Source organism: Bradyrhizobium agreste, from assembly GCF_016031625.1.
GTDB lineage: Bacteria > Pseudomonadota > Alphaproteobacteria > Rhizobiales > Xanthobacteraceae > Bradyrhizobium > Bradyrhizobium agreste.
Window position 1 is genome coordinate 88,980 of the sequence record NZ_JACCHP010000015.1, and the last position, 25,823, is coordinate 114,802.

26 protein-coding genes and 2 pseudogenes are annotated in these 25,823 nt (G+C 64.2%); 12 read left to right on the plus strand and 16 right to left on the minus strand.

Features of this window, described 5'->3' with window-relative positions; genetic code table 11:
* Nucleotides 1-3 precede the first annotated feature (3 nt).
* Nucleotides 4-780, plus strand: coding sequence for a cyclase family protein (locus tag HZZ13_RS22105; RefSeq protein ID WP_197961641.1), 777 nt, complete (start codon nucleotides 4-6; stop codon nucleotides 778-780).
* A gap of 78 nt (nucleotides 781-858) precedes the next feature.
* On the opposite strand, the gene HZZ13_RS22110 is transcribed toward HZZ13_RS22105, so the two are convergent.
* On the minus strand, nucleotides 859-1,836 hold the full coding sequence (locus HZZ13_RS22110) for a GlxA family transcriptional regulator (RefSeq protein WP_197961642.1): 978 nt from the start codon (nucleotides 1,834-1,836) through the stop codon (nucleotides 859-861).
* Nucleotides 1,837-1,942: 106 nt separating this feature from the next.
* Between HZZ13_RS22110 and HZZ13_RS22115 the strand changes: the two genes are divergently transcribed.
* The 3 genes from HZZ13_RS22115 to HZZ13_RS22125 all read left to right on the plus strand — a co-directional run bounded on the left by HZZ13_RS22115 (nucleotide 1,943) and on the right by HZZ13_RS22125 (nucleotide 6,057).
* Nucleotides 1,943-2,647: a DJ-1/PfpI family protein gene (locus tag HZZ13_RS22115; RefSeq protein WP_197961643.1), complete on the plus strand. Its 705-nt coding sequence runs from the start codon at nucleotides 1,943-1,945 to the stop codon at nucleotides 2,645-2,647.
* Nucleotides 2,648-2,702: 55 nt separating this feature from the next.
* Nucleotides 2,703-3,929, plus strand: a complete 1,227-nt coding sequence (locus HZZ13_RS22120) for an ABC transporter substrate-binding protein (protein ID WP_197961644.1) — start codon at nucleotides 2,703-2,705, stop codon at nucleotides 3,927-3,929.
* A gap of 514 nt (nucleotides 3,930-4,443) precedes the next feature.
* Complete coding sequence (locus HZZ13_RS22125; RefSeq protein WP_197961645.1) at nucleotides 4,444-6,057, plus strand: acyl-CoA synthetase; 1,614 nt, start codon at nucleotides 4,444-4,446, stop codon at nucleotides 6,055-6,057.
* A gap of 10 nt (nucleotides 6,058-6,067) precedes the next feature.
* On the opposite strand, the gene HZZ13_RS22130 is transcribed toward HZZ13_RS22125, so the two are convergent.
* Nucleotides 6,068-7,267: an MFS transporter gene (locus HZZ13_RS22130; protein ID WP_197961646.1), complete on the minus strand. Its 1,200-nt coding sequence runs from the start codon at nucleotides 7,265-7,267 to the stop codon at nucleotides 6,068-6,070.
* Nucleotides 7,268-7,443: 176 nt separating this feature from the next.
* Between HZZ13_RS22130 and HZZ13_RS22135 the strand changes: the two genes are divergently transcribed.
* The 3 genes from HZZ13_RS22135 to HZZ13_RS22145 all read left to right on the plus strand — a co-directional run bounded on the left by HZZ13_RS22135 (nucleotide 7,444) and on the right by HZZ13_RS22145 (nucleotide 10,193).
* Nucleotides 7,444-8,070, plus strand: a complete 627-nt coding sequence (locus HZZ13_RS22135; protein WP_197961647.1) for an MBL fold metallo-hydrolase — start codon at nucleotides 7,444-7,446, stop codon at nucleotides 8,068-8,070.
* Nucleotides 8,071-8,214: 144 nt separating this feature from the next.
* A complete protein-coding gene (locus HZZ13_RS22140) occupies nucleotides 8,215-9,231 on the plus strand; it encodes an alpha/beta fold hydrolase (protein ID WP_197961648.1) in 1,017 nt (338 codons plus the stop codon).
* Nucleotides 9,232-9,245: 14 nt separating this feature from the next.
* A complete protein-coding gene (locus HZZ13_RS22145; protein WP_197961649.1) occupies nucleotides 9,246-10,193 on the plus strand; it encodes a fatty acid desaturase in 948 nt (315 codons plus the stop codon).
* A 55-nt stretch (nucleotides 10,194-10,248) separates the two neighbouring features.
* On the opposite strand, the gene HZZ13_RS22150 is transcribed toward HZZ13_RS22145, so the two are convergent.
* Together HZZ13_RS22150 and HZZ13_RS22155 are read right to left on the minus strand one after the other, a co-directional pair.
* Nucleotides 10,249-10,497 (minus strand): hypothetical protein, encoded by a 249-nt coding sequence (locus HZZ13_RS22150; RefSeq protein ID WP_197961650.1) that lies wholly within the window; start codon nucleotides 10,495-10,497, stop codon nucleotides 10,249-10,251.
* A 137-nt stretch (nucleotides 10,498-10,634) separates the two neighbouring features.
* A pseudogene (locus tag HZZ13_RS22155) lies at nucleotides 10,635-10,838 on the minus strand (WCX domain-containing protein); the annotation flags it as partial.
* 166 nt (nucleotides 10,839-11,004) lie between these two features.
* On the opposite strand from HZZ13_RS22155, the pseudogene HZZ13_RS22160 reads away from it, so the two are divergent.
* Nucleotides 11,005-11,650: pseudogene (locus tag HZZ13_RS22160) on the plus strand (glutathione S-transferase family protein).
* A gap of 9 nt (nucleotides 11,651-11,659) precedes the next feature.
* Here HZZ13_RS22160 and HZZ13_RS22165 read toward each other — a convergent pair.
* The 4 genes from HZZ13_RS22165 to HZZ13_RS22180 all read right to left on the minus strand — a co-directional run bounded on the left by HZZ13_RS22165 (nucleotide 11,660) and on the right by HZZ13_RS22180 (nucleotide 15,611).
* Nucleotides 11,660-12,445, minus strand: coding sequence for an enoyl-CoA hydratase/isomerase family protein (locus HZZ13_RS22165; RefSeq protein WP_197961651.1), 786 nt, complete (start codon nucleotides 12,443-12,445; stop codon nucleotides 11,660-11,662).
* 11 nt (nucleotides 12,446-12,456) lie between these two features.
* Complete coding sequence (locus HZZ13_RS22170) at nucleotides 12,457-13,563, minus strand: cyclic nucleotide-gated ion channel (RefSeq protein WP_197961652.1); 1,107 nt, start codon at nucleotides 13,561-13,563, stop codon at nucleotides 12,457-12,459.
* A gap of 159 nt (nucleotides 13,564-13,722) precedes the next feature.
* Nucleotides 13,723-13,941, minus strand: coding sequence for a hypothetical protein (locus HZZ13_RS22175; RefSeq protein WP_197961653.1), 219 nt, complete (start codon nucleotides 13,939-13,941; stop codon nucleotides 13,723-13,725).
* A 224-nt stretch (nucleotides 13,942-14,165) separates the two neighbouring features.
* On the minus strand, nucleotides 14,166-15,611 hold the full coding sequence (locus HZZ13_RS22180) for a TAXI family TRAP transporter solute-binding subunit (RefSeq protein ID WP_197961654.1): 1,446 nt from the start codon (nucleotides 15,609-15,611) through the stop codon (nucleotides 14,166-14,168).
* 403 nt (nucleotides 15,612-16,014) lie between these two features.
* Between HZZ13_RS22180 and HZZ13_RS22185 the strand changes: the two genes are divergently transcribed.
* Both HZZ13_RS22185 and HZZ13_RS22190 read left to right on the plus strand, forming a co-directional pair.
* Nucleotides 16,015-16,362 carry a DUF3307 domain-containing protein gene (locus HZZ13_RS22185; protein WP_197961840.1) on the plus strand — a complete coding sequence of 116 codons (348 nt, stop codon included), beginning with the start codon at nucleotides 16,015-16,017 and terminating at the stop codon, nucleotides 16,360-16,362.
* Between the two features lie 276 nt (nucleotides 16,363-16,638).
* Complete coding sequence (locus tag HZZ13_RS22190; protein ID WP_197961655.1) at nucleotides 16,639-17,037, plus strand: hypothetical protein; 399 nt, start codon at nucleotides 16,639-16,641, stop codon at nucleotides 17,035-17,037.
* 65 nt (nucleotides 17,038-17,102) lie between these two features.
* Here the strand turns inward: HZZ13_RS22190 and HZZ13_RS22195 are convergent, their stop codons facing one another.
* Both HZZ13_RS22195 and HZZ13_RS22200 read right to left on the minus strand, forming a co-directional pair.
* A complete protein-coding gene (locus HZZ13_RS22195; protein ID WP_197961656.1) occupies nucleotides 17,103-17,423 on the minus strand; it encodes a YkgJ family cysteine cluster protein in 321 nt (106 codons plus the stop codon).
* A gap of 5 nt (nucleotides 17,424-17,428) precedes the next feature.
* Nucleotides 17,429-18,127 carry a helix-turn-helix transcriptional regulator gene (locus tag HZZ13_RS22200; protein ID WP_197961657.1) on the minus strand — a complete coding sequence of 233 codons (699 nt, stop codon included), beginning with the start codon at nucleotides 18,125-18,127 and terminating at the stop codon, nucleotides 17,429-17,431.
* A 128-nt stretch (nucleotides 18,128-18,255) separates the two neighbouring features.
* On the opposite strand from HZZ13_RS22200, the gene HZZ13_RS22205 reads away from it, so the two are divergent.
* Nucleotides 18,256-18,534 (plus strand): hypothetical protein, encoded by a 279-nt coding sequence (locus tag HZZ13_RS22205; protein ID WP_197961658.1) that lies wholly within the window; start codon nucleotides 18,256-18,258, stop codon nucleotides 18,532-18,534.
* A gap of 38 nt (nucleotides 18,535-18,572) precedes the next feature.
* Complete coding sequence (locus HZZ13_RS22210) at nucleotides 18,573-19,301, plus strand: glutathione S-transferase family protein (RefSeq protein ID WP_172787076.1); 729 nt, start codon at nucleotides 18,573-18,575, stop codon at nucleotides 19,299-19,301.
* A gap of 209 nt (nucleotides 19,302-19,510) precedes the next feature.
* Here HZZ13_RS22210 and HZZ13_RS22215 read toward each other — a convergent pair whose 3' ends face one another.
* From HZZ13_RS22215 to HZZ13_RS22240, 6 genes are all read right to left on the minus strand, one after another.
* Entirely contained in the window at nucleotides 19,511-20,653 is a 1,143-nt protein-coding gene (locus tag HZZ13_RS22215; RefSeq protein WP_197961659.1) for an ABC transporter substrate-binding protein, read from the minus strand.
* 90 nt (nucleotides 20,654-20,743) lie between these two features.
* Nucleotides 20,744-21,163, minus strand: coding sequence for an acyl-CoA thioesterase (locus tag HZZ13_RS22220; RefSeq protein WP_197961660.1), 420 nt, complete (start codon nucleotides 21,161-21,163; stop codon nucleotides 20,744-20,746).
* A 10-nt stretch (nucleotides 21,164-21,173) separates the two neighbouring features.
* Nucleotides 21,174-21,935, minus strand: coding sequence for an SDR family NAD(P)-dependent oxidoreductase (locus HZZ13_RS22225; protein ID WP_197961661.1), 762 nt, complete (start codon nucleotides 21,933-21,935; stop codon nucleotides 21,174-21,176).
* A gap of 25 nt (nucleotides 21,936-21,960) precedes the next feature.
* Entirely contained in the window at nucleotides 21,961-23,844 is a 1,884-nt protein-coding gene (locus HZZ13_RS22230; RefSeq protein ID WP_197961662.1) for a feruloyl-CoA synthase, read from the minus strand.
* A 25-nt stretch (nucleotides 23,845-23,869) separates the two neighbouring features.
* On the minus strand, nucleotides 23,870-24,679 hold the full coding sequence (locus HZZ13_RS22235; protein WP_197961663.1) for a crotonase/enoyl-CoA hydratase family protein: 810 nt from the start codon (nucleotides 24,677-24,679) through the stop codon (nucleotides 23,870-23,872).
* Between the two features lie 121 nt (nucleotides 24,680-24,800).
* Complete coding sequence (locus tag HZZ13_RS22240; RefSeq protein ID WP_197961664.1) at nucleotides 24,801-25,646, minus strand: SDR family NAD(P)-dependent oxidoreductase; 846 nt, start codon at nucleotides 25,644-25,646, stop codon at nucleotides 24,801-24,803.
* Between the last annotated feature and the right edge of the window lie 177 nt (nucleotides 25,647-25,823).

Below are 25,823 nucleotides of genomic sequence, written 5' to 3' on the forward strand. Positions count from 1 at the left end.
GCCATGACGACCAAGCTGATCGACATTTCCGTCCCCCTGCAGAACGATGTGCCGGCCGACCCGCCCGGCAATCATCCGACGATCCAGTACATCAATCACCAGCAGGGCCTGCCGCGCATGCTGCAGTTCTTCGACGGACTGAAGGCCGAGGATCTGCCTGATGGTCAGGGCTGGGCGGTGGAGCAGGTCAGTCTCTCCACCCACAACGGCACGCATCTCGATGCGCCCTGGCATTTTCACCCGACCATGAACCGCGGCGAGCGGTCCTGGACCATCGACGAGGTGCCGCTGGAATGGTGCTTCCAGCCCGGCGTGAAGCTCGACTTCCGGCACCTGCCGGACGGCTATGTCGCAACGGCCAAGGACGTCGAGGCCGAGCTCAAGCGTATCGGCCACGAGCTGAAGCCGCTCGAGATCGTCGTGGTCAACACCAGCGCCGGCGCCAAATATGGCCGGCAGGACTACGTCACCTCGGGCTGCGGGATGGGCTATGAAGCAACCATGTACCTGCTCGAGCGCGGTGTGCGCCTGACCGGCACCGACGGCTGGAGCTGGGACGCGCCGTTCGTTCACACCGCGAAGAAATATGCCGAGACGAAAGACGCCAGCCTGATCTGGGAAGGCCACAAGGCCGGCCGCCATATCGGCTATTGCCATCTTGAGAAGTTGCATAATCTCGAAAAGCTGCCGTCGACCGGCTTCAAGGTGTCATGCTTCCCCGTGAAGATCGAGCGAGCCTCGGCAGGGTGGACGCGCGCAGTCGCGATTTTGGAGGGGTAGCTTTTTGAGGCCGGCGTTGGGCGCCTTTCCGAGGCCATCGCGGGACGGTCGAGCTAACCCGCCCCGTCCTTATTGTCTCTACCCTTGGTGGAATCGAGCCCGGTAGTCGTGCGGTAGCACGTTAAGGCGGCGACGGAACGCGCGACGCAGATGCTCTTCGCTCTGAAAGCCTGCGCGCGCGGCGATTTCCTTGATAGGGGAGGCGGACTCTTCCAGCGCGCGTCGGGCAGCCTCGACGCGAAGCTCTTCCACCGCCTTGGCGGGGGTGCGGCCGGTCTTCTGGCGAAACACGCGCGCGAAGGTGCGCGGGCTCATGCCCGCTCGTTCGGCGAGACTTTCGACGCGCAAATCGCGGCCAAGATTTTCCTGCATCCAGCTCGAAATTGTTTCGAAAGCCCGGTCTTCCGAGGCCTGAATTGACAGCGGCACGCTGAATTGCGCCTGCCCGCCGGGCCGCTTGAGGAAAACGACGAGGCGGCGCGCGATGCGCATGGCCTCGCGATGGCCGAGATCATCTTCCAGCAGCGCGAGCGTCAGGTCGATGCCGGCCGTCACGCCTGCCGATGTCCAGATGCCGCCGTCATGCACAAAGACCGGATCGACCTGAACCGAAACGTCAGGATGTTTTGCGCGCAGGAGGTCGCAGGAACCCCAATGGGTGACCGCGCGCCGCCCGCCCAGCAGCCCGGCCGCAGCCAAGACGAATGTGCCCGTGCAGACCGAGCAGACGCGCCTTGCCTTCGGTGCTGCCAAGCGAAACCAATCCACCAGCGCGGCTTCTGCAGCGGCGCGATGGACGCCGGGACCGCCACCCACCATGAGGGTGTCGATGTACTTGTGGTCGCAGTCAGCGAGGGCGGTCGTCATCACCTCCAGACCGGACGAGGTTTTGACCGGCCCGCCATTCAACGAGCAGATCTGCCAGACATAGGGCGCCTGCCCCGCTTTGGACGTTTCGCAAGCCAGCTCGAAGGCCTGTAGCGGCCCTGCGAAGTCGAGCAACAGGCAGTCGTCGAACAGCACGAAGACCACGCGGCGGGGGGCGTAACGGGCCATTGGCAGCGCCTTTACCAGGGAAGCTTGGCAGGAATTGCGTGTGTTATGACATTTCGGCAAATGCCCTCCGCTGTCAACATGGGTTTATCCATCGTGGGAGGGCTCCATGTCCGGCAAGCGGATCGAAATCGGAATTCTGTACTATCCCGGGATGACCCAACTGGACGTCACCGGACCTTTCGAAGTGTTTGCTCGTCTGCCGAACGTCCGCATGCACCTGCTGTGGAAGCGCATTGAGCCCGTCGTCAGCGACGTCGGTCTGCCGCTGCTACCAACCACGACGTTCGCCGACTGCCCGGATCTGGACGTGTTCTGCATCGGCGGCGGCCCGGGACAGGTCGCCACGATGGACGATGACGAGGTGATCGCGTTCGTTCGCGACAAGGGTGGATCGGCGCGCTACGTCACCTCAGTTTGCGCCGGCTGTCTAATCCTCGGCGCCGCAGGCCTGATCGATGGATACAGGTCAGCCTGCCATTGGCTGATGAGCGACCAGCTTGCGGCCTTTGGCGCAATCGCCGTCGACGAACGCGTCGTGGTCGACCGCAACCGCATTTCCGGCGGCGGTGTCACCGCCGGTATCGATTTCGGTTTTCAGGTCGCCGCCGAACTCTGCGGCGAAGAAGTTGCAAAAAAGCTCCAGCTGATGCTGGAATATCAGCCGCAGCCGCCGTTCGATATCACCGTGCAGAATGCGCCGCGTGAGCTGATTTCCCGCATGCGCCTCGAGGCCGAACCTTGGCTGCAAAAGCGCGCAGCCGCGGTGCAGAAGGCGGTTTCTAAACTCAAGGCGAAAGCAACGGCGGCTTAAGCTCGTTCGGGACAGGGAGGAAAGCCACAAGCGCCACTATTGGAAAGGTGTTCGCATGAACTGGCACGGCCGCATCGCTACCCTTCTCGTCGCCGGGACTCTCACCGCATCTTTTCCGACCGCGCGCGCGGGCGAAATATCCGGTGGCGTGGTCCGGATCGGCATCATCAACGACCAGACCGGACCATTGTCAGACCTGTCGGGATCGGGCTCCGTCACGGCGGCCACGATGGCGGCGGAAGACTTTCGGACATTGGTGCCGTCGATCAAGGTCGAGATTTTGGCCGCCGATCACCAAAATAAGCCTGATATCGGCATCGGCATTGTCCGCAAATGGTTCGACGTCGACGGCGTCGACATGATCGCCGACGTGTCCAATTCGGCCGTGGGGCTGGCGATCCAGTCGCTGGCCCGCGACAAGAACAAGATTGCGGTCTATTCTGCGGTGGCGACCACCGAACTGGCGGGCAAGCAATGTTCGCGAAACGGCTTGGCCTGGTTACACGATTCCTACAATCTGGTGTCGGGACCGATCCGCACCCTGGTCAGCCAGGGTTATGACACCTGGTTCTTCATCGCGGCCGATTACGCGTTCGGCAAGAACATGGTGTTGGAATCGCAGCGCGTGCTGGCGGCGGCCGGCGGCAAGTCGCTCGGCGCGGTGTATCACCCGATCGGCAACGCGGACTACAGCTCGTTCATCCTGCAGGCGAAGGCCTCCGGCGCCAAGGCGATCGCCTTCGCCAATGCCGGCGACCAACTCGTGAATTTGATGAAGCAATGGAACGAGTTCGGGATGAACACGGGAAGCCAGAAGCCCGTGGCCGAACTGATGTTTGACACCGACGTTCATGCCATGGGCCCGAACATTGCCAAGGGTCTGACCACGCTCACGGCATGGTACTGGGCTTTGGATGAGGAGAGCAGGGCGTTCGGCCAGCGCTTCTTCAAGCTTCGTAACGCCATGCCCACGGCGCCGCAAGCCGCGGTCTATTCCGGCGTCAGCCACTATCTGAAAGCAATCGCTGCCGTAGGCACGGATGCAACGGATCCAGTGCTGGAGAAGATGCGCTCGACGCCCGTCAACGATTTCTACGCACGCGGCGCGAGGTTGCGCGAGGACGGCAAGCTCGTGCACGACTTCTACCTTGTGCAGGTGAAGGATCTGTCCGAGGTCAAGGCGCCCTGGGAGTACTATAACGTGCTCGAAAAAGTTCCAAGCGGCGAAGTCTATGCCTCCTTGGCTGACAGTGAATGCCCGCTGGTCAAGCGCGGCAATTGAGCTTGGAGTGCCAAACCGCTACCTGATGGATCGTTGGTGATCGCGCGCTTGGTCGGTGCGCATCATGTCGCAAAAAACAAAAGTCCTAACAAGCCTCGACCGCGCAACTCGCTCGCCTCGGAAAGGCGCCGGTCAGATCCCGCCTGTCCGACCTCCTGCGATGATGGCACTATGCTCCTGTTTTGCCCGACGAAGCAAATCACGGGAGACCTCATTCGGAATGGGCGGCAACGGTCGCGGCCAAATCTCCTCGGTTCGCTTGGGCGAGCCGGACGGGCGGATCAAACCACGATCCCCCGGCTTTTCAGCTCCTGAAATCCTGCCCGACCCGCACCCAATCCCGCTCCCCACCTAACCCATTGATCTTGCAGCCGCCGTCTACTGTGCATGGGGTTGTTTTCGCGAGTTTTGATCTGCCCCGTTGCAATTTGACGGCGCTGACAGCGCCGATTACGTTCCGCGAAACTCGAAAGCTCGCAGCATTTGTGCTGAGCGAAAATTCCACGGGGAAGAAATGACCGGCGACACCGCAGCCACCATCTCGAAAGCGCGCGAGCATTCCATCGGCGATCTCCTGCGCCGCTCCGCAGGCCGCGAGCCGAACAAGCTCGCGGTGAGCTGCGGCGATGTCAGCTGGAGCTTCGCCGAGATGGACGCGATCTGCAACCGGCTCGGCCGCGGCCTGCTCGGGCTCGGCGTCAGGAAGGGCGACCGCCTCGCCGTGCTCTCGCGCAACTCGCACGCCTTCGCTGCGCTACGCTTTGCGGCGGCGCGGATCGGCGCGGTGCTGGTGCCGATCAACTTCATGCTCAATCCGGACGAGATCAATTTCATCCTGAAGAGTTCCGGCGCAAAGCTGCTCGCGACCGGTGCCGATTTCGTCGGGCCGGCACGCGCGGCGAGCGCGAAGGATTGCGCGGTCGAGAAGATGATCTGGCTGCCCGGTGAGGATCCAGCGGCGGCGCCTGCAGACCTCACCACCTTCGATGATCTCTTGCATCCCGACGGCTCGTTCCTGGACGCCTCTGTCGATAGCCGCGATCTCGCGCAGATCGTCTACACCAGCGGCACGGAGTCTCTGCCCAAGGGCGCGATGCTGACCCATGAAGCCGTGATGTGGCAGTATGTCAGCTGCATCATCGACGGCGGCATGAGCGTGGACGACAAGTTCCTGCACGCCCTGCCGCTTTATCACTGCGCCCAGCTGGATGTGTTCCTGGGTCCGCAGGTGTATCTCGGCGCCTCCGGCGTCATCACGGGCAAGCCGACCGCCGACAACATCCTGGCGCTGATCCAGGCGCACAGGATCACCTCGTTCTTCGCGCCGCCGACGATCTGGATCGCGATGCTGCGCTCGCCGAACTTCGACAAGACCGATCTGTCGACTTTGCAGAAGGGCTATTACGGCGCCTCGATCATGCCGGTGGAAATCTTGCTCGAGCTTCAGCGTCGTCTACCCGCCGTGAAATTCTGGAATTTCTACGGCCAGACCGAGATCGCGCCGCTCGCGACCGTGCTGCGGCCGGAGGATCAGCTCCGCAAGGCCGGCTCAGCCGGCAAGCCCGTGCTCAATGTCGAGACGCGCGTCGTCAACACGGCGATGGAGGACGTCAAGGTCGGCGAAGTCGGCGAGATCGTGCATCGCTCGCCGCATCTGCTCTCCGGCTATTACAACGATCCGGTCAAGACCGCGGCGGCATTCACCGGCGGCTGGTTTCATTCCGGCGATCTCGCCACCGTCGACGAGGAAGGCCACATCACCGTGGTCGACCGCGTCAAGGACATGATCAAGACCGGCGGCGAGAACGTCGCGAGCCGGGAGGTTGAGGAGATGGTCTATCGCATTCCAGAGGTCTCCGAGGTCGCGGTCGTCGGCCTGCCCGATCCGCGCTGGATCGAGGCGGTGACCGCCATCGTCGTGGTCAAGACCGGGGCAAGGCTCGACGAAGACACCGTCATCAAGCATTGCGCCGGCCAGATGGCCCATTTCAAGGTCCCCAAGCGCGTGATCTTCGTGGATAGCCTGCCGAAGAATCCGAGCGGCAAGCTGCTCAAGCGCGAGCTGCGCCAGCGCTTCCTCGGCGGCGAGACGCTCGACAAGGCGGTCCAGAAGAGCTTTGGGACGTGAGACTCTTGCCTCAATACTTCCTCACCGCCGCACCGAAGGCCAGCCACAGCGCGATCGACGCGAGGCCAAAGCCGCCGAGCAGCAGGAAGGTCGGTCCGTAGCCGATCCATTGCGCGATCCACCCGCCGAGGGCGGGACTGAGGCTCGCGCCGACGCCCTGCACGGTGATCACGGCGCCCTGGCCGAGATTGATGCGGCCGGTGCCGTTGAGCGCGCGCGCGACCATGCCGGGGACGGCGACCGTTTGCAGTCCGGTGCCGATGCCGTCGAGCACCTGCATCGGCACGACGCCCCACCATCCCGTGACGAAGAAGGCGAGCACGCCGCGGATGGGCAAGAACGTGAAAGATACCAGGATCACCGGCCAGTAATTGCGCTTGCTGGCGGCCTTCATCGCGATCAGCGAGGTCACGATCATCACGCCCTGTGCGATCACCACGGTGGTTGCGACGAAGCTCGGGCCGTTGGCCTGTCCCTCGGCGACCGCGGCAAGTCCGTATAGCGGCACGATCGCGGCATTGCCGAGGTGGAACAGCGCGAGGGCGAGAGCCAGCACGAGCAGCGCCTTGTGCTTCAGCAGCATCGTCATCGCATCCGGCGGCGCCTTGGAATCGTCCTCCTTGCTGCCGCGCGCGGCGCGATCGTCGATCGCCTTGGCGGGAATCATCAGCACGCAGGCGATGGCGATGGCACCGAATACGGCCGCCAGCGCGAATACGGCGACATAGCCGAACTTGTAGCCGAGATAACCCGACAATGCGGCGCCAGCCATATTGCCGGCATGGTTGTAGGCCTGGTTGCGGCCGTTGAGCGCATTGAAGCCCTTCTGCTTGGCGATGCCGAGCGTGATACCCGTGACCGCCGGCACGATTGCGGCGCTCGCCAGCGATTGCGCGACTTGCGAGAACGTCACCGCCCAGAAGTTTTGCGAGATCAGGATGATCGCGGATGCCGCGACCACGCAGATGCCGGGAATGACCACCCACAGCCGCTTGTTGCGGCTGGAATCGATGAAGCCGCCGATCGGCGTGGTGATCAGCATGCCCGCGACATTGCCGATGGTCATGGCGGTGCCGATCAGCCCGCTGGCCCAGCCACGCTCCTGGAGGAATACCCCGACGAACGGCCCGATGCCCGACTGCATGTCGGCCATAAAGAAGTTGAGTGCGAACAGGGGCCAGATGCGAGACGTTGAAGGGCGCGATGTCATCGAGACGCTGAACTTGATGCTGCCGATCGAACCGGATCTCACATGTGGCAGCACTGGGGGTGCCCGGGGCGGACCAGAACTTAACCTGCTCTCATCGCGTTGGTTCCGGCTGCTCTTGCGATCCGGCGGCTGCGACGTCATGTCTTGCAAGAATGGACTCATGACGGATCACCGCAATGGCCCTCTGGACCTGCGCAACCTGCGGCGCTCAATTCCCGGATAGCGTAAATCCCCCTACGGCCTGTCCGATCTGCGAGGACGAGCGCCAGTTCGTCGGGTGGAGCGGTCAGGCCTTCCTCACGCGCGAGGAGCTCGCGCGCAAGCACCGATTGGTGGGGCGCGACGATCTCGGCCTGACCGGGATCGGGATGGAGCCGAGCTTTGCCATCGGGCAGCGTGCGCTGCTGGTGCCCGACGGCGACGGCTGCGTGATGTGGGATTGCATTCCACTCGCGACCGACGAGGCCATCCAGCACGTCGCCGCACTCGGCGGCCTGCTGCGCACCGGCGGCCACTTCGCCGGCGCCACCGTGCTGCATTATGCGCGTGGTGCGGACGGCAAAGGCGCGCTGCTCACGGGGGACATCGCGCAGGTGACGATGGACCGGCGCTTCGTCAGCTTCATGTATTCCTATCCGAACTACATGCCGCTCAACGCCGCCGCGGTGCGGCGGATTGCGTCAGTCGTCGAGCCGCTCGCCTTCGACCGGGTCTACGGCGCCTGGTGGGGCCGCAACATCGCCAGCGGCGCCAAGGCGGCGTTTGCCGCGTCGGTCGCGCGCTATCTCGCGGCCATCGCCTGAGCCGGGTTGGGAATCGGATTTTTCTTGCCGGTCCCAAATAACTGTACTAAAAGTACATTATAAGGCGGGACGCATCTGGCCAAAGCGGGCATGATCGATGCATCGCGGACGCCGGGAAGACCTCCGTGAGCGGGAGCTGAGTGCATGACGGCGCAGCGCGATTACGAGATCTTCGAGGCCGGCGACGTCGCGCTCCAATCCGGGAGCGTTTTTCCCGCGCTGAAGCTCGCCTACAAGACCTACGGCACGCTGAGCCCGGCCAGGGACAACGTCATTCTCTATCCGACCTCGTTCAGCGCGCAGCACACCGACACGGAATGGCTGATCGGCCCGGACAGCGTGCTCGATCCCACGCGTTACTTCATCATCATCCCGAACCTGTTCGGCAATGGGCTGTCGTCTTCGCCCTCGAACACGCCTGCGCCATTCCCCGAGGTGAGCTATCACGACGCCATCGCGGTCCAGCACCGGCTGCTCACCGAACGCTTCGGCATCTCGAAGCTTGCGCTGGTCTATGGCTGGTCGATGGGCGGCATGCAGGCCTATCACTGGTCGGCGCTGCATCCCGACATGGTCGAGCGTGCCGCGATCGTCTGCGGCAGCGCCCGCTGCTCACCATACAATTACGTCTTCCTCGAAAGCGTGAAGGCCGCGCTCACGGCCGATCCCGCCTTCCGCGATGGCCGTTTCCTCGAAAGACCCGTCGCCGGCTACCGCGCCATGGGACGGGTCTACGCCGGCTGGGCGATGTCGCACGGCTTCTATCGCGACGAGCTCTGGCGCGAGGCGGGCTTCATCTCACTCGAGGACTATCTCACCCGCGCCTGGGACGCGACCTTCGCGCGGCGCGATGCCAACGATCTCCTGGCACAGATCGGCATCTGGCAGAATGGCGATATCAGCCGGTGTGCGTCGTTCGCCGGCGATCTCGATCGCGCGCTGGCGGCGATCAAGGCACACATGCTGCTGATGCCGGGCGCAACCGACCGCTATTTCGACGTGCACGACAACGAGGACGAGCTCGGCAAGCTCGTCAACGCGAGATCGGCCGTGCTGCATCCGATCCCATCGCTGCATGGCCATCGCGCCGGCAACCCCGTCAACAATCCGCGCGACCAGGCCTTCATCAAGGCCGAGGTCGCCGCGCTTCTCCGCAAGTAGGGCAGGCAACGATCATGAGCGACGCAACCGTTTCAGACACCAATCATCGCCTGAAGCCGCTGACGCCGGCCAAGCTGCGCGAATTGTCAGTTCGCTCCGACCTCAGGGGTGCCGCGCAGAGCCTCGGCCATTACGGCGTGATTGTGCTGGTGGGCGCGCTGATCTGGATGGTTTCGTCGAGCTGGGGCGCGCTCTGGGCGCTGCCGCTGATGGTGGTGCAGGGCTATGTCGTCGCCTTCCTGTTCATGGCGGTGCACGAGACCGCGCACAAAACGGCGTTCAGGAGCCGGGGCCTCAATCTCGGCGTCGGCTATCTGTCGGCCTTCATCATCGGGCTGCCTTACGAATATTACTGCCTGTTTCACTGGGACCATCATCGCTACACGCAGGACCCGGAACGGGACCCCGAGCTGATCGTCGGCGTGAAGGTGACGTCCGACGCGCAGCTTGCGATCGCCTATAGCGGCCTGCTCCAGGTCGCCGGCCGTCTGCGGCTGATGCTCGGCCATGCGATCACCGGCAAGGTCGTCGTGCCATGGATTCCCGAGAGCAAGCGCAGCACCATCGTGGCTGAGGCGCGCGCCTATGTCGCGCTCTACGCCCTGCTGCTCGCGCTGTCGCTGTGGTTCTCTTCAGCGCTGCTGCTATGGGTATGGATCGTCCCGCTTGTGATCGGGCAAATCTTCCTGCGGCCCTATCTCTACGCCGAGCATACCGGTTGCGACCGCAGCCGCAGCGCCTTTCAGAACACCCGCACGACTTACACCGGCGCGATCGTCAAATGGTTCGCGTGGAACATGCCCTATCATGTCGAGCACCACGCTTATCCCTCGATCCCCTTTCACGCCCTGCCGAAGCTGAACGCGATCGTCGATGGCGAGATCGTCCATCGCGGCCGCGGCTACATCAGAACGACGCGCGAGACCTGGGCCTGGTTTCGGCGGGCGCGGCCGGCCAGCTAGCTCAACGCAAAACTCCGGCCGCAATGCGGCCGGAGCTTTGTCGTGAAGGCGGATATCAGTAAATCCCGTAGGCGCAGACGTTCACGACGCGCACGCGCAGGCCGTGACGGGTCTGGACCAGGCGCTCCTGGTAGCAGTTGCTGACGCCAGTGTTGACGTAGACACCGCCGAAGCCCCAGCCGGGACCCCAGTAATGACCCCAGTGGTGATGATGGAAGCCACCGGCCGAAGCGGCGGTGGGCGCGAGAGCGGCAACGCCGAGCGAGCCGGCAGCGATCAGACCAAGAGCAAGCTTACGAAACATCTTCATTCTCCATTTGGCGCTGGGGCCATTGTTGCGTCCCTGCATTTCGGTCGAGACGAGACGCGATCGCGTTCACGGCGAGCGGGAAGAATCGTGTTTCAGGATTGTTTCGTCGGCTTTGGCAAAACATGCCGCGGTCAGGCTTTGCGCGCCGCGCGATAGCGCGCGACCATCGACTGCGTCATCTCGGCCATCTTGTCGCGGAGATCGGCCGGTTCCAGCACTTCGGCCTCCGGACCGAGCCGCAGCAATTCGGCCGCGGCGTGCCACGACGTCTTGCCGACCGGCACGCGCGCAATGCGCCAGCCGTCTGCGTCGGCTACCTCCTCGAGCTGCGTGCGCCCTCCGCGAGCTCGGGCGCGGTGGCCTGTCCCCTGGCCTGGAGGGTGGTGAGGATCGACAGCATCCGGCTCGCGCGCATGATCCCTTAAATCATACCTGACACAGGATGTCAGGTATGGTCCGCTACAACCGGCGCCATCGCCAGCCGGCCAAATGGAGACTGCCATGACCGATCCGAACCGCATCACCTTGTTCTATTCGCCGCAGACGCGCGCCACCGGCACGCGTGTGCTGCTGGAGGAGCTGGGGGCTCCCTACGATCTGCACGTCCTCAACATGAAGGCCGGCGATCAGCGCAAGCCCGCTTATCTCGCCGTCAACCCACTCGGCAAGGTGCCGGCCATTCGCCACGGCGAGGCGCTGGTCGACCGAGCAGGTCGCGATCACCATCTATCTCGCCGATTTGTTCCCGCAGGCGGGGCTGACGCCCGCCCTGAACGATCCGCTGCGCGGGCCTTATCTGCGCTGGATCGCCTATTACGGGTCGTCGTTCGAGCCCGCCTTGATCGACAAGTTCATGCAGCGTGAGCCGGCGCCGATCACGCAATCGCTCTATGCCGATTACGACACGATGCTGGGTGCGCTCGAGGCCCAGCTGGCGAAAGGGCCCTATCTGCTCGGCGAGCGCATGACGGCGGCCGACGTCTTGTGGGGCGTCGCCTTCAACTGGACCATGAAGTTCGGCATCGTGCCGAAGAAGGGCGTGTTCGTCCGCTATGCCGAGCGCATGACGGCGCGGCCGGCGTTCCAGCGAGTCACCGCCGGCGACGCCGAGATGGCGGCGCAGCATGCGGCTGCGACTGGGGGATGAGACGCCGCTTCAGAACCGCGGCGCCCGCTTCTCGGCGAACGCCTTGATGCCTTCCTTAATCTCGTCGCCGCGCATGCTGTCGCGGTGGCGCCCGTCGGCGGCGCCTTCGTCGAGCTCGCCGCGGGCGAACTCGTTGATTGCGCGCTTCATGCCGCGCATCGCCTGCGGGGCGTTGCCGGCCAGGACGCCAGCAAGCTTGTCGACCTCCTCGTCCAGGAATTCCACCGGCACCATCGCGGTGAGATAGCCGATGCGCAGCATCTCCGGCGCGCTGATCTTCTGTGCGGTCAGGAACAGCTTCTTCGCATTGTCGACGCCGAGGCGGGTCACGTAGCGCTTGATGCCGCTCGGGTAGTAATGCAGCCCAAGGCGCGCCGCCGGCATGAACATTTCCGCGGTATCGACGCCGATGCGGAAATCGCAGGCGAGCGCGAGGTCGGTCGAGCCGCCATAGACGCCACCGTTGAGCCGGCAGATCGTCGGCACGCCGAGATCCTCGAGCCGGTTGACGACCGCCTCGAAGGCCGAGCCCGCGCTCTGCTGCTCGCTTGGGCTGACAGCGCGTTCCGCCACCGAATTGAGATCGTAGCCGGCGGAGAAGGCGCGCCCTGTGCCAGTCAGCACCAGCACGCGAAGATCGGGATCGGCCTCGACGCGGTCGAACAATCTCGTCAATTCGCCGAGATCTTCCGCCTGCAATCGGTTGAGATGCTTCGGCCGGTTGAGGCGGATGGTGGCGCGGGCGCCGGTGATTTCGAGCAGGGGGCCGGTGGCTGCGTCGGCTATGTCCGACATTCTTGTCTCCATTACTTGTTTTCGAGCGTGCGCCGTTTTGCTTCCGCATCGATGGTCTCGGCGAGATCCGGATGCCGTGCCATCAGCACGCGGAAATCGACGAGGTCGAGCACCAGCAGCCGCGACACCTTCGTGGTCGAGACGTTGGCCCCGCGCTTGTTGTTGCCGAGCAGCGCCATCTCGCCGAAGAAGGCGCCCTCGCCGAGCCGCACCTTCTTGCCGGGCAGATCGACCTCGACCTCACCGGCGGCGATGAAATACATGCAGTCGCCCTGCGCACCTTTGCGGATGATCATGGTGCGCGCCGGCAGCTCGATGGTGCGCAGCATGTGGGTGACGTCGGCGATCGCCGCCGGTCCCAGGGTTGCGAAGAACGGCACCTTGCTGACGGATTCCCAGGTCTTGAGGAAATTGTCGCGCCGCGTCTCCGCGGCAAAGCCGGTCGCCAGGATACCGGTCCAGAGGCCGAACACGCCGAGGCCCGAGATCATCACCAGCGCTGCCACCACGCGCCCGAGTGGGGTGACCGGCACGACGTCGCCATAGCCCGTCGTGGTGAGAGTTACGACGGCCCACCACAATGCGTTCGGGACGCTGCCGAATGTCTGCGGCTGCACGTCCCGCTCCAGGAAATATTCGGCGACAGAGGCAAGGAAGACCACCATCAGGAAGATCACGAGCACGCTGGCCAGCGGCCCCGATTCCAGCACCAGCACGCGGCGCAGCTGCCGCAGGCCGGGAATGCCTGGCACCACCTTCAGCACCCAGAGCACACTGAGCAGCCAGGCCGTCTTCGGCTCGACGCCGAAGAGAAGCGCGGCCGGCACGGCCAGCGCCCCGATCGCATCGACGATGCCGGCGGAGGAGGACACGTAAAGCGAAAGCCGCCCCTGCCGCGCCATATGGTGCAGCCGCACCAGCCATTCGAACGCGAAATAGGCGAGGCAGGTCCAGAGCAGGGCGCCGACCCAGCCCCACGCCCCTTTGGCCCGGTTGTCCGTCAGCAGGACCATGCCGAGCACGCCGACGGTCACTGCGACATAGGCGGCCTTGGTCATGTTGCGGCCGGCCGTGGCGGCCGCGAACTGGGCCAGAGCGGAGATCAGCGGCTTGGACATGCGAAGAAGGCTATTCGGTCTCGGGGCAGGTCTCGAGGCCCCGGATGGGACGTCCACGCCAAAGTGCCTGCCCGGGCGGAGGCCGTCAACGACGGCGCAGGCCGTTTTGCCGGCGCCGTTGCGCCGGGCCTGCCGTCGGTGCCGCCGTCGCCGGCGGGGCTATTTGAAATGTGGCGGCTCGTCGTAGCCGCGGCGGCTGCTGAAGAACAGCAGCACCATCAACCCGACGCCGACAATGACAGAAAACCCCGCGCCCAGCGCCAGTGCCACATAGCCTTCCGTCGGGATCGGCTCACCTTCGACCGCCATTGCGGAATAGGCGAAGTAGCCGACCGCCGCCAGCATTGCCAGAAGGAGGATGATGAGGAGTGCACGCATGCCGCGTTCTCCGGTTGCAACCGGAAACCAACGGTTGCGAATGGGCAGGGTTCCTGACGGCAGGCTAGATCGGAGGCCTGTCGTGCCCCGGACGCGGCGCAGCACGCAGTGATGCGCCGCAGAGCCGGGGCCCATGCGGCAGCGCATAATGCGGGTTCCTGGGTCCCGGCTCAGCGCTGCAATGCCTTCGGCATTGCAGCTTGTCCGGGACACCATTCCTCGGCTCACGCGCTCTGGGCGGTCTTCACGACCACGACATTGCTGTCGTCCGATGGGACCGGGCCGGCATCGCCTACCGTCCTGTCGGCGTCGCCGGCATGACGCTTCAGATAGTCGCGGCGCATGCCGATCTCGTCACGGACGAATTCGTAGCCGAGCTTGAAGGTGTCGAGCCCGTCGGTACTGATCGTGCCGTCTCTGAGGCCGATGACGGCACCGCGCAAGATGGTCTCGAGCTCATCCTGGAGACATTCGAGCTGATCCAGCGAGTGAGCGTGCTCGATCCGCTCGCCGATGTCGAGGATGGCGGTCGAGAGCTCGCTGGCCTTCTCCGGCGCGATGCGGGTAATCTTGGCGTAGATCGCGGCGAAGATCGAGCCGATGATGCTGAGCGCTGCGGCGCCCAGATACATCAAGTCGCTGTACTTATCCATGAACGACTTGGTGTCGTCGTTGATGTAATCGGCGGCGCCCCGATGCGCGATCACGAAGGCGTCCTTCTCGACCGAGGCCGGCTCGATCCTGGTGGCAAAGCCGTTGTCGAGCCCGAGCGCCGACTTGTTCTCGTAGACGATACGGGCGAGCTCGCCGGCCGTGGTTGGAGACATCCGGGATTGCGCGACCAGCAGCCATTCGAGACCGATCGTGTCGAGATCGTCGTCGGGAATCTGCGGGGATGTCGACACCGAGCCCGCCGTCACGGTCTCGTCGGAAATGCCGGGAAATTTGCGTGCCAGCGTCTTGGCTTCTTCGATGGCGTTCAGCGTGAAGCCGCCGCGCTTGGCGGCTTGCTCATAGGATTTGTCCCGGATCGCCTTCGAGGCGTGGACGATCGCGATCACCGCGTTGAAGCCGCTTGCCGGGGCGAACAGCTTGTCGAGCGTCGCGCCCTGCTGCGCCATTTGGATCTTCGCAGCCTCCGGGCCATCGGGGACGTCGAGGATGTTGCGGACGAAGGCGAGCGAGGATTCGTTCTCGGCGACGACCGCGACCTTCTTCTTCTTCAATTCAGCCAGAGACTTGATCTTCTTGTTGCCGGGACCGAGCAGGAGCACGAGATCGTGGTCGAGGATCGCGAGCGTGCGCGCCCGCAGCGGCACCTTTGCGTCGGTGCGCAGCACGGCGAGGTCGGCCTGCCTGCGGTCGAACTGCGCGAGCGCCTTGGCATTGTCGGCGTTGTTGACGATGTTGATCCGGAAGCGCGATGCGGTGTTCTTCAGGAGGGCAGCGAGCTTGGCCGCAAACAGCGCCTCGTCGCTATTGGGACCGCCGACGGCAAAGGTCAGCGTCTCCGAATTGTGCACCAGCGTGCGGCCGGCCCAGACGGTGGCGAGCGACAGCAGCAGGGTCAGCACGACGTAGAGGAGAACCTGCTGCTGGTTGGTCTTGATCACCTTGGGGCGCCGGGGCGGCGGTACGGTCGGCGATGCGGTGGGGCCTTCAGTACTCATGGCAGCACTCTGGCCTTATCGTTTGGCTGGCGGCGGCGCGAAGCTTGGAAGCGCGGCGGGCCCGGCAATTCGTAAACGCCTGAAAAAAGAACGATATTCTCGACCGCCGATGATAACGCGAAGGCAGCGGAATGCAAATTTCGAGCCGAAGGTAACCTTACTCGATACGACCGCGGCGGTCGGTCATCCTATCACCAGTTAGCCACACTTGGCGATTTTCCGGTTCCACCCGGCTGCATTCCGGCGCGGGAGATGTCATAAATTGCCCGTCCCGGCCATTTGACCGGTCCAAGAAGAAGTTGCGCTGAACGCTCCAATTCTTCTCGTCACGTCAATGAGGGCGTCAGCTTTGTCGTTTCCACCTCTGTCATCGGCGATTCCGGTTGAAGCGCTCATTGGCTGGATGTTGCTGCTCACCTTCAAGCACGTCATCGCCGATTTCGTGCTTCAGACCGCCTGGATGGCGCACGGCAAGGACCAGAAGCATGGCTGGGCCCTGCCGCTCCTGGTGCACTGCCTGGTTCACCTTGCCGTCGCGCTGCCGCTGATCGTGATCGTGGCGCCGAGATTCTGGTTCGTGGCCTTCATCGACTTCGCGATCCACATCACGATCGACCGCGCCAAGGGATTCGTCTCCGCCAATTTCGGCGTTGACCTCAGCCATCCCTGGTTCTGGACTCTGATCGGCGTCGACCAGGCGCTGCACCACCTGACCGGCTTCGGCCTCTCCATCTTCATGGCGGCGAACTGAGTGTCAGTCTTGCGTCGTCGTTCCGGGGCTCGCGAAGCGAGAACTATGGTGCGCAGTTGCGCACCTGAGAACCTCGAGATTCCGGGTTCGGTCCTGCGGACCGCCCCGGAATGACGTAGCGAGAATCCTGAGAGCCAAACTCTTGGGTCGCCTGCGGTCGCCCCGCCCCTCTGATTCGCGGCCGACGCGCAGCCACCCCGGATGACTACCGGGCAGCGTGGTTAACCTTTCGTTAGAGAATTGCGCTGCATCTTCCCCACACGAGGGAGAACTGCAATGTTTTCAAGCCGCGATGCCTTTGAAAGCGATTTCTGCCCGGTCCGCGACGAGCTCCTTGGCCAGATGTATCGCGCCAGCGAGAGTGGCCTGCCGAGGCTGGTTGAGAGTGTTTCCCCTGACGTGCGCGCCAGGCTGGCGCTGTTCTGCTACCGCCGCAGCCATTTGCACTCGCTGGCGGTCGCGATCGCAGCAAGCTGCAGCGAGCGCGACCTGATCGAGAATGGCGGTCGCGTCGGCTCGACCCTCTTCGCGCTGTCGCGCGAAGGCACGGCGAAAGCTTCAACGTCGCTGTCGGGAGGGCGCAAGCCGATCACGCTGTCGACCAAGCCGCTCTCGGTGCTCGCACCGCTCGATGACGAGCTCGACGACGAGATCAGCGCAGCCGTCCCCGCCTGAAGCGCGCGCTTCAGGTGGTTATTGGCGCATGATCTGTTCGGAAAACCGCTGCACACTTTTCCGGATCATGCGCTAGCGACCTCGATTACGGGCAGTCCGAACTTCCGCCGCGCCATCGCGCATTCGGCGTCGCCCGGCATGCAGGTGCGACACACCTCCGGCCGCACGTCATAGATGCCGCAGGCCGTCATCTTTCCGATCTCGCCTTGCAACGCCGCGCAGCGATCGCCTTCGCAGCGCATGCCCGATTGCCGGTCGTTGACGAGCGCCTCCGGGATCAGCGCAAGCTCCTCGTCGCTCTCGATCGAGAAGCGCGGCCAGTTCTGCGAATAGCCGCAGCAGGCACCGCAGCCCTGGCAACAGCTCGACAGCTCGATCTCGTCCATCGTTCTCACGTGTCCTTCGGCGTACCCCAGACCAGGCTCTGCCGCCATCTCGCGCGCAGCACGTCGCGCCTTTCAGGATATTTCTCGTCGAGATAGGTCGCCTCGACCACGCGGTCGGTGCGGAAGCTGCGGAAGTCGCCGCGCAGCTCGCACCAGGCCGCCAGCAGCCGCACCGCTTCGAGATAGCCGACCGAAATCGGCCAGATCACGCGCTCGCTGGGGCGCCCCTGCTCGTCGCGATAGCGCAGCATGATCTTCTTGCCTTCGTGGATCTGGGTGCGGGTGCGTGCCATGTCCAGGCGGTCCGGTTCCCGGTTCCAGCTCGGACGCGCCCGGCTCGCCGGCTCCAGCACGAAGGGGCGCAGGCGCTCCGGCACGGTGTCGGCGATCTTGGCCATCAAGTCTTCGGCCGCGCGCGCCAGCGCGGAATCGGCGTGGCCCGCGACCCATTGCGCGCCCAGCACGGCCGCCTCGATCTCGTCGGGCGTCAGCATCAAGGGCGGCAGGTCGAAACCCTTTTCCAGGATGTAACCCATTCCGGCTTCGCCGCGGATCGGCACGCGCTGGCCGATCAGGGTTGCGATGTCGCGATAGATGGTGCGCTTCGAAGTCTCGAGCTCGGCCGCGATCGCGTCCGCCGTCAGCGGCTTACGCGTGCGCCTCAGCACCTGGATGATTTGAAACAGCCGGTCGGCGCGTCTCATGACAGGTCTCTTGTCGCTGCTTTTTTCTAAGGTGGTGTTTTCAGAAGGCGGCGCGCGGCTGCTGACAGGATGTTGTCAGCAGGGGAGTTCTATACCGGGACAACACATCGACTGAAGAGGATTTGTCCATGATCATTCCAACCCATTTCGGCCAGGCCGGCCCGTTGTGGCGGAGCCAGCCTTTCCAGGCCCAGGCACGGCATGCCTGGGCATTCAGCCGCCTCGTCTCGCTTGATGCCACAACGATTGTCGACCTCCGCCTTGCGCTCGCGACCGCCGCGACGCGCTCGCTGGTCCATGCCGCGGATGCGCTGGTCCGCCATGTGATGGGCCGCGCCTGGCGCGGGGCCCGCTTCGCAGAAGATATCACGGCTGCTGCCACCATGGTGGCAGCAGCCGGCCGCTAGGTTCCTTCCACTCGTTCGACAGGTTCAGGAGAACTTGCATGATCACGCTTTACGGCTTTGGCGCCGGCTTCGGCCTGCCGGAAATCAGCCCCTTTGTCACCAAGACCGAGGTGCAGCTCAAGATGGCGGGACTGCCTTACCGGAAAGAGCGGGCGATGCCGCCCGCCTCGCCCAAGGGGCAGCTGCCCTTCATCGACGATGGCGGCGAGGCAGTGGCCGATTCCACCTTCATCCGGGCCCATATCGAGCGCCGCTACGGCTTCGATTTCGATGCCGGCCTCTCCCTGGCTGAGCGTGCGCAGGCCTGGGCGTTCGAGCGCATGATCGAGCACCACGTCTATTGGGCGCTGGTCGGCGCGCGCTGGGTCGATCCGGTCAATTTCGCCAAGGGGCCCGCGCATTTCTTCGACGGCGCGCCGGAGCACAATCGCGAGAAGCTGCGCGAGGATGCGCAATTCCGCGTCGCCGAGAACTACCTGCTCTCCGGCCTCGGCCGCCATGCGCCGGATGACGACGTCGATCTTGCCGTGCGTTCGCTGTTCGCGCTGTCGGTGCAGCTCGGCGACAAAGCCTACCTGATGGGCAACAGGCCCTGCGGCGTCGACGCGACAGCCTTCGGTGCGCTGGCCGGAATTCTGACGCCGTTCTTCGAATCCGCCTTGCGCGAGCGCACAGAGGGATTTCCGAACCTCACCGCCTATGTCGACCGCATGATGGACGACTATTATCCGGAGTTCGCCTGGACCCCGCTGCGGCAGGCGGCTTAGCGCTTGCACGTTTATTCGCGAAGCGCTGAACTCTCCACATCGTCATGGCCGGGCTTGTCCCGGCCATCCACGTCTTACGGCAAGGCTCAAAGAACGTGGATGCCCGGGACAAGCCCGGGCATGACGGCCTCTGCAGCAATTTGACCCGAAAATGAACAAAAGAGCCGGCCCATCGGGCCAGCTCTCGTCGTCTCAAATCTTCGCTGCGCCTACTTCACCAGCGCGTACTTGCCGTCCTTCACCGTGAGCAGGATGCGCGAGCGCTCGTCGAGGCCGTAGCGGTCCTTTTCGGTGAAGTTGTAGACGCCCTGGCTCGCCGCCAGCTCCTTCTCCGTCAGCAGGGCCTGACGGATCGCTTCGCGGAATTCCGGCGTGCCGGGCTTGGCCGTCTTCAATGCCACAGGAATGATGCGCTTGAGGATCTCGAAGGCATCGTAGGAGTGGCCGGCGAACTGACTGCGGCTGTTCGGGCCGTACTTGGCTTCATACGCCGAGTTGAGCGCGAGACCCGGCTTCTTGGTGGCGGCTTCATCCGGCTGGTCCTCGGGATCCATGACGGGACCGGAGGCCATCAGCACGCCCTCGGCCGCTTTGCCGGCGATGCGGATGAAGTCCATGCTGGCCGCGCCGTGGGTCTGGTAGATCAGGCCCTTGTAGCCGCGTTCGCGCAGCTCGGTCTGCGGCAGCGCGGCCGCGGTGCCGGAGGCGCCGACCAGGATGGCGTCGGGATTGGCCGCGACGAGCTTCAGCACCTGGCCGGTCACCGAGGTGTCGGGACGGGCGAAGCGCTCCTCGTCAACGATGGTCATGCCCATCGGCACGGCCTGCGCCTTCAAATCGTTGAACCAGAGGTCGCCGTAGGAATCGGAATAGCCGATATAGCCGAGCGTCTTGATGCCCTTCGACTTCATGTGATCATACAGCACCTTGCCGACGATCGGAATCGGCTGCGGCATCGCCACCGACCACTTCATGCGCTCGGGCGTGATCGGGAAGGGCGCCAGACCAAAGTGCGGGATACCGGCTTCATTGGCGACGTTGGAGACCGCGATGGTCGGCGGAGTCAGCGCCGAGCCCATGATGATGTCGGCCTTGGATTCGGTGACGAAGCGGCGGGCGTTGGTGGTGGCGGTGGTGGGATCGCCGCCGTCGTCGAGCACGATCACCTTCAGAGGCACGCCGCCGATCTCCTTCGGCACGAATTCCAGCGCGTTGCGCTCGGGAATGCCGAGGGCCGCACCCGGGCCGGTCGTGGTGGTGGTGATGCCGATGGTGACTTCGCTGGTCTGGGCCAGCGCGGGCAGCGCCAGCGCGGCTGCAGTGATGGCAGCGGTCAAATAAAAGCGTTTCATCTATTCCTCCCTTGACGTGTTCATTTGAAAGCAGAAATCGCGGGGTAATTCAGCCCCGTCTTTTGGTGATGCGGCGATTTAGCTCCGGACCTAACTCCCCGTGAATTTGGTGACCATTTCCGCCGGGAATGGTGCGGATTTCAGCTTGTCGGGGTTATCAGGATCACGGCCGACCAGGACGCGGGTCTCGAAACCCTCGATCGCGAGCGCCTCGCCCTTATAGACGTTGTGCTTCACCTCGAAGCTCGAGCGCTTGATGCTCTCGATTCTGGTCTCGATGGTGATCCAGTCGCCATAGGTGGAGGGGATGTAGAACTTGGCCCGGGTGTCGACCATGGGGATGCCCACAAGGCCGTATTTGCGGACCAGGTCCTGCTTGGAGAAGCCGGCGACCTCGAACAGGATCGAGGTCGAATCGTCGAACATCGCGAAATAGCGCGGGTAATAGACGATGTTGGCGGGGTCGCAATCGCCCCACTGGATCTGGACCTCGCGCCGGTTCACGAACATGAGCGGTGCCTTACTTCGGCGCCATGCGCAGCGAGCCGTCGAGGCGCACCACTTCGCCGTTCAGGTAGGCATTCTCGACCATGTGCAGCGCGAGCGCGGCGAACTCGTCGGCCTGGCCGAGCCGGCGCGGGAAGGGGATGGCGGCGGCGAGCGAGTCCTGGGCCTCCTGCGGCAGGTTCGCCAGCAGCGGCGTCAGGAACAGGCCGGGGGCAATCGTCAGCACGCGGATGCCAAATTGCGCGAGCTCGCGCGCGATAGGCAGCGTCATGCCGACGATGCCGCCCTTGGATGCTGAATAGGCGGATTGGCCGATCTGGCCGTCATAGGCGGCAACGGAGGCGGTGTTGATGATGACGCCGCGCTCGCCGGTCGGCTGCGGCTCCAGCTTGGACATTTCGGTGGCGGCGAGGCGCAGCATGTTGAAGGTGCCGATCAGGTTGACCTTGATCACCTTGTCGAAATCGGCAAGCGCCATCGGGCCGTCGCGGCCAACCACGCGCTTGGCAACGCCGATGCCGGCGCAATTGACCAGCACGCGTGCCGGGCCATGGGCCTTTGTCGCCTGCGCGATCGCGGCTTCAGCAGAGGCGGCATCCGAGACGTCGCAGGTCACGGCCACGCCCTTGATCTCTGCCGCGACCGTTTCGGCCAGCTTGGTGTTGAGGTCGCACACCGCGACCTTGGCGCCCTGCGCCGCCAGCTTCCGCGCGGTGGCCGCACCCAGTCCCGATGCGCCCCCGGTGACAATGGCTGCCTGATCCTTCAACAACATGGCGTTCTCCTTTGGCGATAATTTTCTAGCCGACCGATATCACACGGTTCGACGGATTGGCAGCGTAGAGCTCCTCGATCAGCTCGCCGCGATGTTCCAGCACCGCGCGCTGGTTGATCGAGCCCTTGTCGGTGACTTCGCCCTTGTCGATCGAGAGCGGCATGTCCATCAGGATCGCGCGCGTGATCCGTGTCGAGGAGCCCGTGGCCTCGCCGAGGAAACGGGTCAGGCGCTCGCGGAAAGCCTCGCGCACCAGGCGGTCGCGCGTCGCGACGACGAGATCGTCGGGCGGCAGTGTCGGGTTGATCAGCCGGCAGCCGTCGAGATCGAGCACGACCAGCGCGGAGATCTCGTCGCGGTTGATGCCGGCGATGACGACGTCGCGCACCAGGGGCGCGCAGGCTGCAACGAAGCGCGCGCGCAAGGGGCCGACGCTGACCCAGGTGCCGCTCGCGAGCTTGAAGTCCTCGCTGACGCGGCCGTCAAAATCGAAGCCGGCGTTGAGATCATCGGGATCGGCAGGCTTGAGCGCGTCGCCCATCTTGTAAAATCCTTCCTCGTCGAAGGATTTTGCCGTGATATCGGGTTGGCGCCAGTAGCCGGGCATCACGTTCGGCCCCTTGGCGCGGACTTCCAGCTTGCCGTTGTTCGGCACCAGCTTGGCGTCGTTGCCGGAGACGGGCAGGCCGACATGGCCGGAGCGGCTGGTGCGCGGATTGACCGACATGAAGAACGGCGCGGTCTCGGTCGCGCCGAGGCCGGTCAGCATCGGAACGCGATAGCCCTTCTCCTTCGCCGCGAGCTCGTCGAGGCTGTTCCAGACGAACGGCGACAGCGCCGCGCCAGAGAAGAACATTGCATGCAGCCGGTCGAAGAACTTTGCGCGCAAGCCCTGGTCGTCGCGCAAATAAGGCAGCAGCGATTCGTAGCCCTTGGGCACGTTGAAATAGACCGTCGGCGAAATTTCCCGCAAGTTACGCACGGTCTCCTCGATGCCTCCGGGCACCGGCTTGCCGGCGTCCAGATACATCGAGCCGCCGTTGTAGAGCGTCAGGCCGATATTGTGATTGCCGCCGAAGGTGTGATTCCACGGCAGCCAATCGATGATGACCGGCGGCTCGTCCTTGAGGAAGGCGAGCGTCTCGCGCAGCATCACCTGATTGGCGCAGATCATGCGCTGGGTGTTGATGACGGCCTTGGGATTGCCGGTCGAGCCCGAGGTCAGCAGGAATTTTGCGATCGTGTCGGGGCCGATCCTGCCGTGGACGTCGTCGAGATCGCCACGGATCGACGTCGCCATGAGGTCGGCGAGCAGGGTGACGTCGCGTCCCGGCACGTGCCCATAGGACGCGGCGATCTCGGTGCCGAGCGAGACGTTGGCGGCGAGCGCATCGGCGAACTTGTCGGCGTCGTCGGCGAAGACGAGGCCCGGCGTCAGCAGCTTCATCAGATAGGACAGCTTGCCGTAATCCTTCGACACCAGCGAATAGGCCGGCGACACCGGGCAGAACGGAACGCCGGCATAGAACGCGCCGAACGCCAGGAGCGCGTGGTCGATCGAATTGCCGGAGAGGATGACGACCGGCCGCTCGGCCGACAGGCCACGCTGGATCAATGCGGAGGCGATGTGACGGCTCGCGGTGAGCAGCTCGGCATAGGTGATCTTGCGCCAGCCACGGCCGCCTTCGCGCTCGGCCATGAAGACGCGGTCCGGCGTCGTCGTTGCCCAATGATGCAGGCGGTCGGTGATGCGGACCGGATAATCGCCGAGCGGCTGCTTTGGCCGCAGGTAAATCGTGCCGTCGTCGCGCCGCTCGATGTTGACGACGGGATCGCCGAACGAGATGGGCCGCAGCGGGAAATTGCTCGCGCCGCGCTCCATGCCGGAAGAGGACGGCTGCGCGCTCATGACTTTTCGCTCATGACTTTGGCGCTCATGGCTTGGGCTTCACCTTCGCGGTCTTGTGCTCGAGGAATTCCCGGATCCGCCGCTTGGCCTCCTTGTCGCTCTGCGCGACGGTGGCCATCAGCGACTCCATCAACAGGCCGGTCTGCGGATTGGCTTCCGCGATCATCGGCAACGCCTGGAGCACGGCGAAATTCGTCAGCGGGGCGTTGGCCGCCACCTTGGCCGCAAGCTCCAGCGCCTTGCCGAGCCCATTGCCGGCCTCGGTCAGATATTGTGCGAAGCCGTAGGACGCGCCTTCGGTCGCGCTGTAGACGCGTCCCGTCAGCATCATATCCATCATCCGGGCGACGCCGATCAGCCGCGGCAGCCGCACCGAGCCGCCGCCGCCGACAAAGATGCCGCGCTGTCCCTCCGGCAGGGCGAAATAGGTCGAAGGCTCGGCAACGCGGATATGGGCCGCGCAGGCCAGCTCCAGCCCGCCGCCGATCACCGCGCCCCGGAGCGCTGCGATCACGGGCACGCGGCTGTACTGGATGCGGTCGAACACCCGGTGCCACATTTGCGAGTGGAGCAGGCCGCCGGTGGCGTCGTGCTCGGTCAGCTCGGAGAGGTCCAGGCCGCTCGAGAAATGGTCGCCGATGCCATGAATGACGACGGCGCCGATGTCATCGGGCAGCGACGCAAAGCACTCGCCGATTTCCAGGATGATGCCGTCATTGAGCGCATTGCGCTTGGCCGGCCGGTTCAGACCCACGGTCAGAACCCGGTCCGCCCGCTCGATCCGCAGCAGTCCGGAGGCGCCCGCGTTTGCGGTCTCGGCGTTTCCCTGTGTCATTTGCGTCCTTGTCAGAATAGTTATGTTGTATAACGAATTTTGGGGGAGTCAAGGTGGAGCGTAGCCAGATGGACGCGACCCCACCCTCTCCGTAAGGAGGGCGCAAGGGCGCGGTGCAAGCCTAGTCTCGCGTCACAAACTTCGCGAACGCATCGGCGTAATCGGGATGCCAGCGTGACAATGGCGGGCGGTTCTCCACGATGTCGCCGGCCGCCCAGAGCATGCGCTTCTCGTCGAGCGTGCGCGGCACGTCATTGTCCGGGCAGAGAATGTAGAAATCGCCGGCCTCCAGCCGCGCCAGCATGAAATCGACCGTCTGCTCCGGCGTCCAGGCGCCGGCCGGCTTCTCGGTGCGTCCCTTCGCGGTCAGGCTGGTGAAGACAAAGCCCGGGATCAGCAGGTGTGCCGTGACGCGACACTCCTTCGTGTTGCGCAACTCGTGCTGGAGCGCCTCGGTGAACGCTTTCACGGCAGCCTTGGAGACGTTGTAGGCGGGATCGCCCGGCGGCGTGGTGATGCCCTGCTTGGAACCGGTGTTGATGATGAGGCCGCGCCTGCCACGCGCGATCATGTCGGGTGCGAAGACACGCGAGCCGTTGATGATGCCCCACATGTTGACGGCGATGATGCGCTGCCAATTGTCCGGCGCGTCGAACAAGGTGCTGCCCGGCTGGATGCCGGCATTGTTCATGAGCACGTCGGTGCCGCCGAACCGCTCGCGGACTGCGCGCTCGAGTTCCGTCACGCTCTCGATCTTGCTGACGTCGACGGCCGAGGTCATCACGTTCGCGGCAGATGTGACCGATGACAGTTTTGTTGCAGCTTCTGTCATGCGTGCCTCGTCGATATCCGCGATACACACCTTCATTCCAGCACGCGCAAAGGCGGTGGCCGCGGCAAATCCGATGCCGGCAGCGCCACCCGTGATCACGGCAACATTGTCTTTGACGATGGCGGGATGTGACATGGATCTTCTCCGTGGAAAGCCTTCGGCCGAGCTATAGCATGGCAGCAGTGCGACCCTGCACAAGTCGGCATGGGAGGTCTTCGTTCCGCGCTGCCTTTACGCTGATCAGGCACGGCTGTATCTTCGGCCGAACGATCCCGCCCAGATCGAACCAATCAATCACCTGACAGGGAGTGC

Excerpts from the sequence above, each read along its gene's own strand:
- HZZ13_RS22125 (WP_197961645.1), top strand. The coding sequence starts at position 4,444 with ATGACCGGCGACACCGCAGCCACCATCTCGAAAGCGCGCGAGCATTCC.
- HZZ13_RS22165 (WP_197961651.1), bottom strand. The coding sequence starts at position 12,445 with ATGTCGGACATAGCCGACGCAGCCACCGGCCCCCTGCTCGAAATCACC.
- HZZ13_RS22225 (WP_197961661.1), bottom strand. The coding sequence starts at position 21,935 with ATGTTGTTGAAGGATCAGGCAGCCATTGTCACCGGGGGCGCATCGGGA.
- HZZ13_RS22210 (WP_172787076.1), top strand. The coding sequence starts at position 18,573 with ATGATCACGCTTTACGGCTTTGGCGCCGGCTTCGGCCTGCCGGAAATC.
- HZZ13_RS22215 (WP_197961659.1), bottom strand. The coding sequence starts at position 20,653 with ATGAAACGCTTTTATTTGACCGCTGCCATCACTGCAGCCGCGCTGGCG.
- HZZ13_RS22110 (WP_197961642.1), bottom strand. The coding sequence starts at position 1,836 with ATGGCCCGTTACGCCCCCCGCCGCGTGGTCTTCGTGCTGTTCGACGAC.
- HZZ13_RS22200 (WP_197961657.1), bottom strand. The coding sequence starts at position 18,127 with ATGAGACGCGCCGACCGGCTGTTTCAAATCATCCAGGTGCTGAGGCGC.
- HZZ13_RS22175 (WP_197961653.1), bottom strand. The coding sequence starts at position 13,941 with ATGCGTGCACTCCTCATCATCCTCCTTCTGGCAATGCTGGCGGCGGTC.
- HZZ13_RS22135 (WP_197961647.1), top strand. The coding sequence starts at position 7,444 with ATGGCCCTCTGGACCTGCGCAACCTGCGGCGCTCAATTCCCGGATAGC.
- HZZ13_RS22120 (WP_197961644.1), top strand. The coding sequence starts at position 2,703 with ATGAACTGGCACGGCCGCATCGCTACCCTTCTCGTCGCCGGGACTCTC.
- HZZ13_RS22220 (WP_197961660.1), bottom strand. The coding sequence starts at position 21,163 with ATGTTCGTGAACCGGCGCGAGGTCCAGATCCAGTGGGGCGATTGCGAC.
- HZZ13_RS22180 (WP_197961654.1), bottom strand. The coding sequence starts at position 15,611 with ATGAGTACTGAAGGCCCCACCGCATCGCCGACCGTACCGCCGCCCCGG.
- HZZ13_RS22205 (WP_197961658.1), top strand. The coding sequence starts at position 18,256 with ATGATCATTCCAACCCATTTCGGCCAGGCCGGCCCGTTGTGGCGGAGC.
- HZZ13_RS22140 (WP_197961648.1), top strand. The coding sequence starts at position 8,215 with ATGACGGCGCAGCGCGATTACGAGATCTTCGAGGCCGGCGACGTCGCG.
- HZZ13_RS22230 (WP_197961662.1), bottom strand. The coding sequence starts at position 23,844 with ATGAGCGCGCAGCCGTCCTCTTCCGGCATGGAGCGCGGCGCGAGCAAT.
- HZZ13_RS22195 (WP_197961656.1), bottom strand. The coding sequence starts at position 17,423 with ATGGACGAGATCGAGCTGTCGAGCTGTTGCCAGGGCTGCGGTGCCTGC.
- HZZ13_RS22240 (WP_197961664.1), bottom strand. The coding sequence starts at position 25,646 with ATGTCACATCCCGCCATCGTCAAAGACAATGTTGCCGTGATCACGGGT.
- HZZ13_RS22235 (WP_197961663.1), bottom strand. The coding sequence starts at position 24,679 with ATGACACAGGGAAACGCCGAGACCGCAAACGCGGGCGCCTCCGGACTG.
- HZZ13_RS22145 (WP_197961649.1), top strand. The coding sequence starts at position 9,246 with ATGAGCGACGCAACCGTTTCAGACACCAATCATCGCCTGAAGCCGCTG.
- HZZ13_RS22185 (WP_197961840.1), top strand. The coding sequence starts at position 16,015 with ATGTTGCTGCTCACCTTCAAGCACGTCATCGCCGATTTCGTGCTTCAG.
- HZZ13_RS22130 (WP_197961646.1), bottom strand. The coding sequence starts at position 7,267 with ATGACATCGCGCCCTTCAACGTCTCGCATCTGGCCCCTGTTCGCACTC.
- HZZ13_RS22115 (WP_197961643.1), top strand. The coding sequence starts at position 1,943 with ATGTCCGGCAAGCGGATCGAAATCGGAATTCTGTACTATCCCGGGATG.
- HZZ13_RS22190 (WP_197961655.1), top strand. The coding sequence starts at position 16,639 with ATGTTTTCAAGCCGCGATGCCTTTGAAAGCGATTTCTGCCCGGTCCGC.
- HZZ13_RS22170 (WP_197961652.1), bottom strand. The coding sequence starts at position 13,563 with ATGTCCAAGCCGCTGATCTCCGCTCTGGCCCAGTTCGCGGCCGCCACG.
- HZZ13_RS22105 (WP_197961641.1), top strand. The coding sequence starts at position 4 with ATGACGACCAAGCTGATCGACATTTCCGTCCCCCTGCAGAACGATGTG.
- HZZ13_RS22150 (WP_197961650.1), bottom strand. The coding sequence starts at position 10,497 with ATGTTTCGTAAGCTTGCTCTTGGTCTGATCGCTGCCGGCTCGCTCGGC.